The sequence below is a fragment of the Barnesiella intestinihominis YIT 11860 genome (assembly GCF_000296465.1).
GTDB classification, from domain to species: domain Bacteria; phylum Bacteroidota; class Bacteroidia; order Bacteroidales; family Barnesiellaceae; genus Barnesiella; species Barnesiella intestinihominis.
Map to the genome: position 1 here is coordinate 572,731 of NZ_JH815203.1, position 17,089 is coordinate 589,819.

General features: G+C 43.8%; 7 protein-coding genes. All 7 read right to left on the minus strand.

Features of this window, described 5'->3' with window-relative positions:
• Positions 1-55 precede the first annotated feature (55 nt).
• On the minus strand, positions 56-2,374 hold the full coding sequence (locus HMPREF9448_RS02410; protein ID WP_157260318.1) for a beta-N-acetylhexosaminidase: 2,319 nt from the start codon (positions 2,372-2,374) through the stop codon (positions 56-58).
• 21 nt (positions 2,375-2,395) lie between these two features.
• Entirely contained in the window at positions 2,396-3,961 is a 1,566-nt protein-coding gene (locus tag HMPREF9448_RS02415) for a sulfatase family protein (protein ID WP_040295924.1), read from the minus strand.
• A gap of 157 nt (positions 3,962-4,118) precedes the next feature.
• Positions 4,119-5,954, minus strand: coding sequence for a RagB/SusD family nutrient uptake outer membrane protein (locus HMPREF9448_RS02420; protein WP_008860993.1), 1,836 nt, complete (start codon positions 5,952-5,954; stop codon positions 4,119-4,121).
• A gap of 13 nt (positions 5,955-5,967) precedes the next feature.
• Positions 5,968-9,174, minus strand: a complete 3,207-nt coding sequence (locus HMPREF9448_RS02425) for a SusC/RagA family TonB-linked outer membrane protein (protein ID WP_008860994.1) — start codon at positions 9,172-9,174, stop codon at positions 5,968-5,970.
• Between the two features lie 20 nt (positions 9,175-9,194).
• On the minus strand, positions 9,195-11,747 hold the full coding sequence (locus HMPREF9448_RS02430) for a LamG-like jellyroll fold domain-containing protein (RefSeq protein WP_008860995.1): 2,553 nt from the start codon (positions 11,745-11,747) through the stop codon (positions 9,195-9,197).
• A gap of 88 nt (positions 11,748-11,835) precedes the next feature.
• On the minus strand, positions 11,836-12,822 hold the full coding sequence (locus HMPREF9448_RS02435; protein WP_008860996.1) for a hypothetical protein: 987 nt from the start codon (positions 12,820-12,822) through the stop codon (positions 11,836-11,838).
• A 161-nt stretch (positions 12,823-12,983) separates the two neighbouring features.
• A complete protein-coding gene (locus HMPREF9448_RS02440) occupies positions 12,984-16,943 on the minus strand; it encodes a hybrid sensor histidine kinase/response regulator transcription factor (RefSeq protein WP_008860997.1) in 3,960 nt (1,319 codons plus the stop codon).
• Positions 16,944-17,089 lie beyond the last annotated feature (146 nt).

Here is a 17,089-nt window from a genome sequence, read left to right on the forward strand (position 1 = left end):
ACTTTCCCTCGAACAGGCCATTTATTTACAACCGGAGAAAAAAGTATTAATTATTTTAATTTACAATCAACTCATCGAAATACATCCATATCTTCTGATCTTCACGTATATCTCCGATGGGACAAAGTCCGGGATTTTCCATTTCGAGCTTCAAATATCGGGCATTCAAATCCAACCCACTGAAAACGGCATCTTCCACGGCTGTACGATTCTTAAAAATATCCTCCTGAAAAAAAGTAATCTCTCCTACCGGAACGAATGTTTTTTTATTGTTCGATACAGATAACCGAATTAGCGAAGGTTTATGAACGGCCATTCCAGAGTTAGTGATACACCCTATACGAACTTCTTTCACCGGAGTCCTTTTTCCCATATCCAGAACAAACGATGCATCTTCGTCATACCACCCGGCCCATTCGAAATCGGTATGACGCAAACTGCCTCTAATACCATTGGTCAACACATATCGTTTTTCATTCGAAGCCAATACCTCTTTTCCCGTAGCCTTGTTCCACTGTAAATCCAGGAGCAAAGTCTCCCCCATTTTCTCTCCGTTCATGAAAGTCGCGGCTTTCATACAGGTCGTACTCTTTACCGTCAAGGGAGAAGCGTAAAGACTCGACGATGCGACAGGTTCCGTTCCATCTTCGGTATATCGGATTTCTACATCAGGCCTAATACACGAAAGCTCCACCAACAACTTTTTCCCCTTTGGGGTAACCTTATGATCTATATTGTACATCGAGCGGGCACAAGTAATATCCATTGCCTCGATATGAGGCAAAACCTTATCGATCCTTTTCAAAAAATCGGGCCAGTCTTTTGTCCCTTTTTTTGCCCAAGCGATGTCAGACAACGCCAATAACCGAGGGAATAACTGATATTCCACATCATCGGGAGAATTACAAAATTCTGTCCACATAGATGCCTGTACCCCCATCAACAAATCCTCATAAACAGGGTTCCATTCCTCTTGAACGGGCTCATAAGTATATACGTCTTTTAATGTATTATTTCCGAAATAGGTCAAAGGCTCAAACCACTGAGGCCCCTGATAGCGGATAAAGTAAAGACTCCTAGCAGGCGTCATAATAAACCGATGCCCTTGTGCGGCAGCTTTCAACGCCGCTTTTCCAAAACCTTGCCAACCATAAATAATCGCACCTTCGGGCAATGTGCTGTTCGTTAATTCGTCCCAACCCATCACTTCTTTACCCTTGCTCCTTACATAATTGCTCATACGAGTCATGAAATAGCTCTGCAACTCCTCGGTATGTTCTATATGCTCGGCCTCCATGCGAGCCCGACATTTCGGACACTTCGCCCAATTTACCTTCGAGGCTTCGTCTCCCCCCAAATGAATATACTTAGAAGGGAACAGTTCCGACACTTCGTCAATTACATCTTCCAGAAACGAAAAGACACTGTCATTACCGGCACAATAAACGATCTCTGAATTTTTACCACCGATACCGGGCAACACACCGACAAAACGATCTACGACCGGGCATGCCAATTCAGGATAAGCAGCCAATGAAGAGTTCGTATGAGCCGGCATCTCTATTTCGGGAATAATCTCGATTTGCCGTAATGCGGCAAATCGAATAATCTCTCTCATATCGTCCTGAGTATAATACCCTCCGACAGAGACAGGTTCTCCTTCCTCTTGATTCCTACGATTCGGAAAAGGCTCATCGCGTTTCACCCGCCAAGCTCCCACTTGCGTCAATCGCGGATATTTTTTTATCTCCAATCGCCAACCGTTATCATCGACCAAATGCAAATGTATCTTATTTATTTTCAAAAACGAAGCTGCATCTATAATCTTCAATAAATTGTGCTTAGGCATGAAATACCGCGATACATCTATCATAAGCCCCCGATAACCGAACCGAGGACGATCGTTAACAGTCATCACAGGGATCTTATACTCCATCGTTCTATTCTGCTTCTTGCCCTCTACCACACCTGCCGGCAATAGTTGGCGTAGCGATTGTAAAGCATAAAAGAATCCGGCATCGCCCGCAGATTCTATTAGAATTTTTTCCGAGGTAACGATCAAATTATATGCCTCATCGGGCAAAGACGTAACTGTTTTCAATCGTACATCGGCCGTTTCAGAACCGATCATAATGCTAGGTATAAAACCGGTCTGCCGCCCCAATAGAGTTACAAAGTCGGATACCATACGTAACTGAGATTCATTTTCAACCCCGAACTTCATATCGGCATTGAAATAGAAATATCCCTCACCTACCGAATACTCTGCTGGAACCGGAACCACAGGTAAAAAGGTATTTGCGACCGGAGCTCCTATACAAAAAGATGCACAAAACCAAAAAGAGCCTAAGACTAACGCTTTTCTTATCTTCATATCAACCATTCACCGTTTTATTCATTCACCAATAGGAAATTCTTTCAAAATAGGGTCGTCATACTGGACTTGCAGTCGCTTCAACTCTTTCATCAAATCGGCTGTAACCTGCTCGGTTCCCTCTTGTCCGAAAATATTGTGCATCTCCATCGGGTCGTTTTGCAAATCATACAACTCCCACACATCTATATCGTTATAGAAATGTATCAATTTATACCTATCGGTCCTAACGCCGTAATGACGTTTTACCGCATGCTCTGCCGGATATTCATAGAAATGATAATACAGAGAAGTTCTCCAATCGGCAGGCGACTCTCCTTTTAGCAACGGGAGCAACGACACACCCTGTATATCGGAAGGAACAGAAACACCCGCCAGTTCGAGGAATGTCGGAGCATAATCTATATTCTGCACCAATTGAGGAATGTCTCCTCGCTTATCAAAACCTTCTGGAAGACGCATAATCAAAGGGGTACGCATTGACTCTTCATACATGAAGCGTTTATCGAACCACCCATGTTCTCCCATATAGAACCCTTGATCCGAAGTATATACGACAAGCGTATTATCAAGCAATCCTTCCTTTTCCAAGTAGTCAAGTACCTTTCCCACATTGTCGTCCAATGACTTCACCGTCTTAGCATAATCCCGCATATAACGTTGGTATTTCCAACGTACCAAGTCTTCCCCCTTCAAATCATCTTTATAAAATTTATCGATAATAGGAGTATAAAATTTATCCCATACAGCTTTCTGGGCCGAATCCATACGCCCATAAAATTGTTCGTATAACGATTTTAAAGGAGTTTCTTTATCAGATCGCTGCATTTTCAAATCGTAAATCAAATCCATATCCTTTGCAATACTCATTTCTTGCGAAGCGGCAGCCAAACGACCATCATAAGTATCGAAGAAATTTTCGGGATAAGTAAACTCCTTATCTTCATATAAATTCAAATCGCAAGTATCGGCCATCCAATTGCGGTGTATTGCTTTATGATGGATAAAAAGACAGAAAGGTTTACTTCTATCCCTCTTGTTTTGTAACCAATCGAGACTCTCGTCTGTGATGATATTGGTCACATATCCCCTTTTATTCACGGTATCATTTGTCTGCGTAATAAAATCGGGATTATAATAATCGCCTTGACCCGGCAGAATTTCCCAAAAGTCGAATCCCGTAGGCAATGTTTCCAAATGCCATTTCCCGACAATAGCGGTTTGATAACCAGCCTGCTGCAACAGTTTCGGCATGGTCTGCTGAGTTCCATCAAATTTACAGGTCGTATTATCGGTAAACCCGTTTTTATGACTGAACTTCCCGGTCAACATACAAGCCCGGCTCGGCCCGCTGAGCGAGTTAGAAACAAAACTGTTGGTAAACCTCACTCCATCTTTCGCTATGCGGTCGAGATTAGGAGTCTCTATATACCGTGTATCATAACAGCTCATCATCTGAGACGTATGATCGTCGGTCATAATATAAACGATATTCAATGGTTTCTGTCTACTTTGACAAGAAACGAGACCACCCAATACAGCAAAAGAGGCCGCCGTGTAAAAGAAATTAGGACTGATCGATTTCATAAGCAACGGTATAATATTATATAATTTTATATGACACAATATAGCACCGGAATACAATTTACGACACATCGAATCGTGTACGAAAGTATTCCACAAAACACTTTGTAAAATAATGAATGCCCGGAAAAACCGAGTCATTCATTATTTATACGGTATATCAATATCCGAAGTTTTGGTCTGCGGCCGACAATCCGTCGTTAGCACTTAATTCGGAATGAGGAATCGGTAAATGCAGATTCTTTTTCAAGAAACTCTCGTCGCTCACTTTTCCATAGAACGTCGCATCCTCCCCGAAATAACGATCTCTAAACCTTTGATCCGGGTTGTTGTGTTGAGCCTCTCCTTCACAATGCTCGTAAGTTATATCATGACGGTTCACGATTTCCAATGCCATTTTCAAAGTCTCCGTTCCCCCTCGACGTATATCGAAATACATCTCGGGCTCGGCAGCCAACTCAAACAACCGTTCATAAAATATTTTCTTACGCATTTGGTCTTTGGACAATCCACGGGGGAAATCAACCGGTTGCGAGGCTTCTGGCGAAACCGAAGTACGCGCCCTTCTCAAAACCTCATTTACCAGATTGGCCGCTCTATCCGTTTCATCTAATTCGTTATACACATCGGCCATTAGCAACAAAAAATCGGCATAACGGTACAATATGATATTGTTGTTGCTCTGTTGCGCTTGACAATTAAAATCGATCTGTTTTTTCCACAAAGGCCACCCTGCATGATCACCCACCGACGTCGCAAACTGTCCCACCAAATTAACGACATTCTTTTCGCCTGTCGTCGTATTCTCGGTGTAAAACTGTTCCTGCAAAACCGTCAATTCCTCTACGGTAGGGTTAGTAGGATCGTCCATCTGGTCATACGGGATATAAGCAACTGCATCCGCTACACGGCTCGTCGATTTGGTCTTATACGTCTTATATGGATAAGTATATACCGAATCACTTATCAAGTGATAAGAACTGCCGTTTTTCACATCGTACCACCGAGTCAAAAACGTAGCATCATACCGAGGATCTCCCGGATAAGTTCCACGGAACAGATCGTGAAATGCTTTGGTCGAACGGATACGCTGATAAGCCGTACCCGGCGATGCATTGTCGGCAGCAAAAATCCAATTCAATCTATTCCAAGAATAATCCGACGAAGTAGTAAAATTCAACTGGAAGATAGATTCCGGCGAATTCTGCACATGGTTTACAAAAAGATCGGAATAACGGCTCTGCAATGAATACTTTCCATAAACCAAATCGCACCAGAATTTAGCATCTTTTAAATAATCGGCTTTGCGGTCGGCCAAATCGGGATTACACGAAAGCATCCAATTCAGTTTGGCCAAATAAGCGGCAACTCCCAACTTATCGATATATCCGTCAACGTGTTCGCCATTCTCCGGCAAATTGTCATACGCATACTTCCAATCGATGAAAATCTGGCCGACAACGTCGATAAAAGACGATTTCGGTTCCGAAATCGCATCATGGGCCGACGGTTCGATCCGCAAAGGAACATCACCCCACATCATAGAAAGATAGTAATAACACAACCCGCGAATAAACGAAGCCTGCGCCGTGTAGTTTTCTTTCAGATCTTCACTCAACGAACCGTTATTCATATTCACGATGAAAGTATTACATTCTTGGATAGCTTTGTACAATCCTCGCCAAGCCCACAGCACGGCATCGCCGGCCGTAGTGGCATTCAACGAAGCGTAACGGTCCGGTTCCGAACCATTTGTCTGCGACCACGAGAGCCCCGATGACCCCACTGACATTTCATAAACACCCTGTCCGAAACAGTCTTGTGTCGTCAAATAGCCATAACAAGCGTCCAAAGCCTGCTTAGCAGTCTCTTCCGAATCGAATATAACGGTATTATCCACAGAGTACTTGGGATTCTCGTCGAGCCAGTCTTCACAAGAAGAGAAAGTGACACCCGTCACTATTCCCAAGACAATTATATATTTTAGCGATTTCATAAATTACTATATATTAAAATGAAACATTCAAACCAAATATAAACGACCGAGCATGAGGGAACGAACTCATATCCACTCCCGGACGTAAACCATCGAATGCAAAAGAGTTAACCTCAGGATCGTAACCACTGTAATCGGTTATAATAAAAGCATTTTTAACCGATCCGAAAATATTGATCGAATTAAACCCGATCTTTTTCATTACCGCCTTCGGTAAATTATACGAAAGGGTAATATCGGTACAACGCAAGAAACTGGCATCCTCTACATAGCGATCCAATACAGCCGGTGTAGGCAATGTATAATTTACTCTCGGATAAGCGTTCGAACGGTTTTCGGCAGTCCACGCGCCTACCCAAGCCTCGGTTCGCAAGTTGCCACCCGTACGGTTCGGGATTGCTTGATAACGAATATTGGTATTGATCATATCCTTCCCGTGCACTCCATTAAATTGAGCCGAAAGACTCAGACCGCGCCAAGTAAAACGAGTTTGAAAACCGTAAGTAAAATCGGGATTCGGGTTACCGATAATCACACGGTCATCGGTATTGATCACACCGTCTCCGTTCTGGTCTATGATTTTAATATCACCAGCCTGAGGCGCTCCACCCGTACTTAAATCTTGCGTTACATTATACGAACCGCCATTTGCCGGCAAATCTTCTTCCTGAACGATTCCATCGGTTTGATAACCCAAGAATAGCCCCGGCTCATGTCCTACCCAGAACAAGTGTGCATTCCCGAAGTGGTTACCCAACGAGTTTCCTTCATAAGCCAATATATTCTCATACACACCGAAATTACCTCTCGAAACACCCAGACTATTGATCTTCGGGTTATTTTTTCCGATATTTCCCCCGAACGTCCATGTAAAGTCTTTCGTTTGGATAATATCGGCTTCGAGACTGAACTCGATACCTCGGTTCAACAAATTCCCCGAATTATAATAAATGCTCGGGAAACCGGCCGAAGGCGGCAATACTCTGGAAATGAGTAGGTCTCTCGTCTCTTTATTATAAAAGTCGAACGAACCTCTCAATCTGTTTTTCAATACCCCGAAATCCACACCGACATTCCACGACTCGGTCGTTTCCCAAGTCAAACCCTCGTTCTGTAATTTATCGACAGCCATAGCGAGAACCTTGTCACCCACAGCATTAGCATAGTCTATAATTTGGCTATAATTCGAGAAACTACTATACGGATCGATAGCCGAGTTTCCGGTCTGTCCATATCCCACTCTCACCTTAAACTGGTCGAGCCAATGCACATTATCCTTTATAAAATCTTCCTGTTCCATACGCCATGCCAATGAAAAAGAAGGGAAATATGCCCAACGATGTCCACGGGCGAAACGACTCGAACCATCGGCACGGAACGATGCCGTCGCCAGATAACGACCTTCGAGGAACGACATGTTCACGCGTCCCAGATAAGAGAGTAACTGATAGTCTCTTTGTACGGGTTCGAGGTAAGATATGCGTTCGGCCATGTGCAATCCGTCTATACCGAAACTCATATTGGAGAACTGACGGCCCTGTGTTCTCTTATTCAGATAATTGTAATCGTCATAAGTAACAGCCCCGGTTACATCTAAATCGAGAATACGGTCGAACGTATGATGATAATTCAACATATTCTCGACAGTGATATTGTTTTGGCTCAAATCGGTGATACCCAAAGAACCTTTATCGTTATTCCCCCGGAAAGTCTCCGTGCCGAACCAACGGGCACGATATTCGTCCCTCAAATTGCCACCTGCACGAAGATTATATGTGAGGCCTTTCCATATTTTCCACTTCAAGTCCATCGAAGCACGAAATGCGTTCTCAGTCGTTTGGTCGTCATAATCATTCAACCAACTGAATACAGTGATCCTCTTCTCCATACCGTTCGTACCACTCAACGAAGGGTCGTCGGCGGGATACTCAAACGGTTGGGAAGTAATAGCGGTTACCGATACCGATCCTTGTGCTCCACCGTTGGCATTGCTACCCGACATCATATCGTTCTTTTTCAACGACCCGCTTAACGACAAATCCACCGATACGGTCTTCGACAAGTCCATCGACAAATTCGCACGTAAGTCCCCCTGTTGTAAACCAGTCTGTTTTACAATACCGTTGATATCTTTGAAAGAAGCCGACACAAAATAACGTACCTTGTCGGAACCACCGTTCACCGAGACCGAATAATTCTGTGAGAAAGCCGTACGATAAATCTCACGCTGCCAATCCCGTTCCTGCAATATGCGATACGAAGTAGGGTCGGTCTCGTCGTATTTTCCACCCGAGAAAATATAACGCACCTCGTTCCCCGATTTGAAGAACTGGCGATCGTCGGGACCAGACTGAGCATTCCGGTAATCGGCATAATCGCTCAAATTCAACATATCGTACAATCGAGTGGCATTCGCAACAGTAAAGTTAGCATTCACGTTTATGCGAGGTTTACCGCTCTTTCCTTTTTTAGTCGTAATCAATATGACACCATTAGCACCCCTCGAACCATATATCGCCGTGGCCGAGGCATCTTTCAAAATTTCAATACTCTCTATATCCGCAGGATTCAAACTGCTCAACGGATCGGCCGCAGTTTGATAATCGTCATCGCCGAATGCAGAAGCGGCGAACTCACCCGTAGAGGCCTGAGGAATATTATCGATTACATATAACGGTTGGTTATCGCCACGTAACGAACTGGCTCCACGAATCGTTATAGAGGTAGCGGCTCCCGGAGTCGTGTTGGTAGACCCTACCACCAAACCGGCAACTTTACCTTGTAACAAGTTATCGAGAGTCACGCTCTTCGAAGCGTCCATCTCATCGGGACGTATCGACGCGATAGCTCCCGTCACATCGCTTTTCTTGACACTGCCGTAACCCACAACGACCACCTCGTCCAGCAACTGGGCATCGCCTTGTAGAACCACATTGACAACGGTCTTATCACCTACCTTAACTTCTTGTTTCTGATAACCCACGTAAGAAAACACGAGTACAGCATTCTTATCCGGTACTGAAATCGTATAATTTCCGTCCAAATCGGTTGCCACAGCTTTTGTCGTACCTTTCGCCTGTACAGTAACGCCCATCAATGGTTCAACATCGTCACGGACATTACCCCGAACGGTTATACTTTGTGCGTATGTAATTTGCATGCCCGACAGCATGACAATTACAACAGACAAAGCCTGTCTAATCATATCCTTTATTTTCATGTAATTATATTTTAAGATACTTATTTAATCCTGAACTTAAAAACATCTACTCCTTCCGACGACCTCACCCGAGCGATATACACACCCGGAGAAAAACGATCGGTCGATATGGTATATTGCTTTCCCGAAATTCTTTCGTCCCGAAAAAGGACACCCGAAGCCGAGAAAAAAGCGATCTGCGATAAATCGGCATCCGATGTCGAAAGCACTACTATTTCCCCCGACCGGTCATTACAAATGAGATTGGTCTTTTTTTTTCCCTCTTTCGATAAAACCGGCAGTGAAGACACCCCGTCTGTCCGAGTGATTAGTGTATCTACATTGGCCGAAATAACCGAGTTCGCAGCACGAATCAAACTCAACGGGTCGGAAACTGCCACATCGTTCCCCATGTCAAAATACATGACCGTACCGCTATTCTGTTCGAGAATGAAGTTCATCTTGTCCTTTACGCAATCGACACCATTAAAAGTATAAGAGGACCCCGACATAGTCGCCGTATTCGCATCGGTAGACAAATCGGGATTGGCAGCTACAATATTTTTATATCCTGTAACGTTGCTTCCTGTCGTCGCCGTAGTAGGATAAGACATACCTATTTTTTCTTTCGGAAATCCCCACGACACAAACTTATTATACGCCGAAACATAATTGTCATACGCAAACCAAGTCACCTGAGGCCCATAAATCTGGAAGGTATAATAATCGGGCATATCGATCCACTTCGTAGGCAGAAAATAAGCTACCGGATGCAACGAAACACTGAACACTTTATCCTCGGGAATAGCAGCACGCAAAGCCTCTACCATCGGGCCATATCCCGAAGTCCACCTCGAATCGCCGCTATACAACCACTCGAAATCGACATCTATACCGTCGCAATAAGGCAGCAACTCGGCGACGTCCGCAGCCAATCGTTCGCGCCATGCAGCATCCGAAATATGCGAAGGCCACACCTTGTTCCCGTTCTCACTGTCGGAAGAGATCAAACCCAAACGTATCTTGAAGCCCCTGTAACCATCATACATTTTCCTAATCTGCGACAACAGTTCTTTCCAGCTCCGAGTGTTTTTCCCGGGGCTATCCGCATCATTGAATTGCCAATACGACAACAAATAAATAGCTCCGTCGCCACCGCTGGGAAAAGTGAGGTCGCCAGACGTTCCGGCGGCATCCTGTGCTATCTGGGCACTTGTCCGGGCATTTCCCCAAACCGCTACCTCATCGATGTATCCTTTGAAATTCTCCCCGATAACGGCATCGGCCGAAGTATTCATAAATGTAAAATCGTCTTCGTCGGGTATCGTTGTAATGTTATCGGCATAAGTTTGACTTGCTCCGCTATCGGTAAACAGCCGAATACGGGATATAGCCCGACCGGTCGTCGAAACGATAGACACGGCAATATGTTCCCAACCTGCGGCAGTGAGCGCATTCTCAAAATTATACGTATAACCGTTGATTCCTACCAACAATTCCTTCTTCGACTCATCGCCCAATTTTATGGAAAACTGATTGGATTCATCGCTCTTATTAAAAATCGCTGCCCCCATTCGCCATTCTTCAATAGAAATCCAAGCCTCGATAGTAGCGTAATTCATTGCTGGAAGCCCGCCGGTATTCTGCAAAACTTCTTCGCTCACATTCATGCCGGCGCCTTCGCCATTCAAATGAAGAACTCCGTTTCGCCCTTCATATTCGGCCACATACGAAGCATTGGACAGCACACCTTGATTATCGGGGTAAGTCATCGTCACTGCTCCGGTATAGCCCGACACTTGCGCATCGAGAAATATCAAATCATTAGTCATCAAATGCATATCCCTATCTATCTGCAAACGGTCACAATGACGCACGAAAGAAGAATAACCCGTTACCACTCTATATTTAAAGTAATCGTTATCGATAACGGCTTCACGCGTCACATTCGTAGGCTCGCCATGATGTGCCAATTTATAATCCACAATATCTTCGCACTGGTCTTGGTCAAACTTGTAATAGAACAGAAGATCGTCATATTTCGGGTGGAATTTGTTCACCGTATTACGGAACATCAGGTTCTCGGGTTCAGCTCCCGGCATCTCCGTTTTCCAGAAACGGAATTCGTCGATACGTCCTTTAAAGTTTTCTCCTATGACAAATGGCTCCGATGTCTCAGGAATAACTGCTCCACCGGTATTGGCAATCCACTTTTTCTCACCATTAGTCCACACATCGATTCCATTGGCAAATGCCGAAATGGTAAGTTGCGTCCACGAACCTATCGGCAAATCGTTCGCTACGATAAATTCTTGTGTCGCTGTTTTATAAATCAACTGCCCCGAGGTTCCGAACCGTAAAGAATATTCTTCGTCTCCGTTTCCTCGTTTAAAAACATAAGCATTTTCCACCCATTCGGACGGATTCACCAAACACTGAACCGAATAAAGATCCAAATTATTTAAGTCCGATATAGTTCCGCAATCGACTTTTCCGTCACCATTGAAGCGTAACGCAAAATTTGTAGTCTGTGAAAACAGCGAACCATAAAAAAACGAACTGAAAAGAATAAGCAAAAGAATCCTCGTTTTCATGCATATTTTATTTAAGAGTATAACAAAACAAAGAAAAATAAAGCCGAGGAAATTTATCCTCGGTTTTATAGGTCTCATTTATAAGTCATTAAAGCACGACTTTCGATGCTTTGTTTCCATATTTCACCACATAAGCACCGCGAGACATCGGAACTTCCACGAACGAATCGGTTACCTTCACGGTTTTCACCAATGCACCGTTCAACGAATAGATAAATACCTCGGTCCCGAAGTCTATATCGTTCAAATAGATATACTGACTATCCCATGCCACGAATCCGTTGGTCTCACCTATCGCGTCAATACCAGTAGCAGGTGATCCATTCGGGGTATCCCAACCATCGAAATTCACAGGATCGAACTCAGGACATTCTCCGCTCGGATTAGCCGTAAATTGTATCGTTGCGATATAAATGGCTCGATTGCCCAAGTGTCCTCCGGGAATATTGTACCGTATCCGCAAAGGAATCCTATCGTCGCCTGTAATTCCGGCAATATTCAAATCGGCATATATCGGCCACCATTTCGTATCGATCGAACTGTAAGTAGTAGTTTCGGGGAGTGGTACATTGGTCGTTGCCCCTCCGAAATTCCAAACAGAAATCTTATAATCCGCAGTTATAGGATCTCCTACTACTTTCGACACGAAATGGAAACGTACCGGAGTATTAACCGGGAAATCTGTTTGTGTAAACATACTGACGTTTATATACCCGGCCAAAGCATCAGCGGCTGACAATGTGGGTTCTTCGGCACTACCGTCCCCTTTTATCAACAACATATTTCCATAATCCGAAGCAACGATGTGACACCCTTTATTAAAGCCGGCCACACTGGCATCTTCATTTTTAACTTGACCTCCGGTCAACACGACAGTACCCTCCTCTTTCAACTTCTCGGTAGGATAAGGTGAAACAGGATTGGCTCCCTGCGAAGAATAATGAACAAATTCATACGAACCGACCGCTTGATCGGCAAATTTCAAATGACCGGGAGTAACATCTTCATCGGCAGCCCATGAATAATTAGCACCCAGCAAACATAAAGTCGAAATAAGTAATGCTTTCGTTTTCATACATACAAGAATTAAGAAATTAAACAATAAAATAATTTGCTTTCACGAATGCAAATATAAAATCGCCCCCAACAAAGGCATGTTCGAAATTGTCTAAATCATTTTCGAAATCGTCTAAAACAAGTATAACAGGCTATTGAGAAAAAACAAAACGTTTGAAATTAAGCCGATGGCTCGTTCCTTTTCTGCTCTCGGTACTCCCGAGGAGTCATCGATGTAAATTGCTTGAAGCAGGTGCTGAAATAACGAGCATTGGAAAACCCGATACGCTCCGATACCTCTGCGATCGGGATATCGGTATCGGTAAGCAATCTCATGGCTTGCTCGATTCTTATGCGATTGATTAAATCGTTCACGCCTAAACCAGTCAATGCCTTCACTTTGTTATACAAAGAAGCTCTGCTCATGCCCATTTCGACCGTTAAATACTTCACATCTAAATCGGAGTTATCTATATTATCCAACACCAGCTTATTCAATTTCAACAAAAATTGTTCGTCAGCATTACTGAATGTCTGGTTTTTAGGCATGATAGAAACCTGTACGGCATCGCGATAATAGTTTTTTATTTGTTCCCTATTCCATAACAAATTGCGTATAACAGTCAAGAGCACATCGTCATCGAATGGCTTGGCAAGATAAAAGTCCGCACCCAATTTATATCCGGCTGCGAGGCTATCGGGGTTATCCCTTGCAGTGAGCAAGATAACCGGAATATGACTGATTTGAATATCGCTCTTCAACAAACGACAAAATTCGAATCCGTCCATGTGGGGCATCATAATATCGCAAATCACCAAATCGGGTTGGTACTGATGAACGACATGCAAACCGTTCACTCCGTCATCGGCCGTATAAATTTGTTTAAAAACACCGGAAAATGAAGTTTTAATAAAAGAACGTATATCCATCTCGTCATCGATAATGAGAATAGAATAATCTTGGAGAGGAAAATCTTTTTCGGGAACTGTCGTCTCCGGCATATCGGTTGCATATCCTATATCGTTCAAATACATACCCGGAGCACATGCGACATCTTCGTCGTTATATGCCAACGGTAACTCAAACCAAAACGTGGCCCCTTTGTCCTCGTTATTGTATGCACCTATTTCCCCGCCATGCAATACCAGCAGAGTCTTAGAATAAGACAGACCTATACCGCTGCCGCTCAACCGATGATCTCCCTGATAGAACCGAGTGAATAAATGGGATAGGTCATTCTCGTTCAATCCTATTCCGTGATCCTTGACAGAAATGCGCACACAACTTTCTCTACGTTCGGTGATGACCGTTACCACAGTTCCTTCCTCACTGAATTTAAATGCATTCATCAACAGGTTGGACAATACGATCTCGCATTTCTCTCTATCGAAAGAGATTTTATCTATCGTCTCATCGGGATTGAAAAGAAGCATTATTTTCTTGGACTCGAACTCTTCCGAAAAATCCCCGATGACAGCCCTTACCCACTCATTCAATGAATAAGGAGCCAAATGCAATGCTTCATATCCCACCTCCATACGCCGCATATCAAGTACCATATTGATGATATTGCGCATACGACGGGCCTGTTTGAAAATCTGCATTAACTGTGTTTTCAGCGTATCATCGACAGTGCCGCTCTTTAAAAGTCGCTTTAACGGAGCATAAATCAAAGTTAAAGGTGTTCGAAGTTCATGACTAACGTTGATCAAGAACCTTACCTTATCTTCATACACTTTACGTTCCCTCTCTTTCATTTCGAGCTGCAACCGGGAATTTTTTCTTTTTACAGTGTAACTTATCATCAAATAGCACAAACCGGCCGCTACAATCACCACGAGAGCGATAAACCAAAACGATTTCCACCACGGTGGAACAACCTCTATCTGTAATATGCACCGGGATTGGCTCCAACCGCCGTCTTCCGTACTACACGAAGCCATTACCCTATATGTACCTGCCGGCAAAGTATATAAAGTCAGAGTATGGTCGTAAGTTTCTATTTCCGATCGACCGAGGCCTTCGATGTTGAACCGGAACATCTTCTTCCTGAAAATATCCTTCTCCCGTACCATCGTCTTCAAAGTGAGCGAAGTATAATTCCATGCAACACGCAAGCTCCGGTCTGTATCGCCCATTTTGTTCATCACCGATTTTCCATCGAGAACAACATCAGACAACTCGACCGACGAAGGAGAGAGGGAATTGTACTCCTTGTATATTTCCCGATCGATATGTAAAAGTCCGGTTACACCGCCCATATAAATGTGAGCTCCGTCCCGAGTTACCAAAGTAGATTTATGCAAATATTCGTTAGGTATAGCGCCGTCGGATTCGCCGTAAATAAAAAATTTATCCTCGCCTATGGAATATCTGAAAAGCAGACCGTCGGCGCCTAACCACAGATATTGATTGGCATAGGCAACCGAAGTCACCTCCCTAAACATATTCGTTTTTATTTCGTTCAACGCTTGGGTATTCACATCGTAGTGGAACAGCCCTTTGTCGGTCCCTATCCAAAAGTTTCCTTCGTCGTCCCTACAAGCCGCATTGATGACCGCTTTTGAACCGAAAGCAAGAAGACACACCGCAGCATTCTCCGCATGGTCGAGCCGCAAGATATAATTGCGGCCAAAAAGATAGGTAATATCCTTATCGGAATAAAACCGCTGAACCGTACCGTAATACCGAGACGAATCGGCAACATGCGCAATGGTAAAAGAGCCTGTCGATTTATCATAAGTATATATCTTGTCCGCAAATAAATGGATTTTATCGGTATCGAAATAATCGACATTGACCGATATGCCCGAATGTATAATCTCCTCGTTACGCCTATCGTTCAATAAAGTAAAAGGCCTTAAATTACCCGTACGTTTATCGAACAAATATAACCCTTTGGAAAAAAAATACATCAATAATTCTCGCTCGTTATAACGGGTTATCGAGGCAACTTTATATCCGTAAGTATTGGGATAGTGGGTAAATCTATTGCTCTTCGGCTCCAAACGGTTCAGTCCCCCGCCATCGGTCCCGACCCAGATAATTCCGTCCTCATCTTCATATAAGCACAACGCCGTTTTATCGCTCATGCCGTAATGATTGCCCGGAGAAACATCGCGATACGTTCTCATATGTACCTCTTTGATGCCGAATAATCCACCTCGTATCGTTCCGGCCCACATATTGTCGTCCCTGTCCTTATATAAACAAAATACCGAACTATACGGAAATGAATAGATATTGCCGGGCGTATATCGAATATTGGAAAAAGTCTCGTCTTTCAAGTTCAGGATACTGATTCCACCGCCATCGGTAGCCAGCCATAAAGAACCGTCCCGCTCTTCTATATCGAGAATCACATTATTGGTTAGATCTGAGTTCGACACATCGTAATGCTTTTGTTTTCTACCGCCGTCGATATACCGGTCGAGCCCCTTGCCATAGGGAGAAATCCACAAATCTCCCTGGGTATCGACTTTGACCGACATAATCTCTTTCTCCTTACAGAACGTCGGTCGTTCTATTTCCCCTGTACGGCAGTCCAATAGCCACAATCCGTTCCATCTCGACGATAGTACCCAATAATACTCCGACCACGGTATCATGTGATTGAAAAACGCGTATGACTTATCTTTCCACCGAACAGGAACCGTATCCATGACAGCCCGGTGATAATCCCATCGGTATATTACTCCCCTTCCTCCCAAAAAAAGAGCATCGTCAGTCAACAAATAAGAATGAGCCTGCAAAGCCTTCTGCCTCCAAAGAACAGTCTTGAAATCGTCGCTTTCCCGCTGATAAACACATACACCCTTATCGGTCGAAATCCAAATATTATGACGGGCATCCTCAACAATGAAATGAACTAAATTGCCCGGTAAAGAAGCGGCTGAATCGGGAACAGACGAATAATTCTTAAACTCGTGATAATCGAAACGACTTATCCCCGACTTCGTCCCAACCCACAGAAAACCATCGTGGTCGAGCATGATAGAACGCACAAAATTTTGAGAAAGCCCATCTTGTTGGGATAATTGTTTGAAATAAAAATTGGGAGCCGCTTCGACAATAACTGTCTCACACGCTATAATACCTGCGATTAATAAGAGATAAATATAAAGCAAGCGTCTTCTCATACAAAACAAAAATTCAAAAATAAAATACGGCGACCGCGAGTTTCCTCAATGGTTTTATCACCCCGATTCCGATATCCTGAATATCTCTTCCCGGTGTCGGTTAGATTAACCTCTGTAATCTACATAACTAGCCATATACAAATATA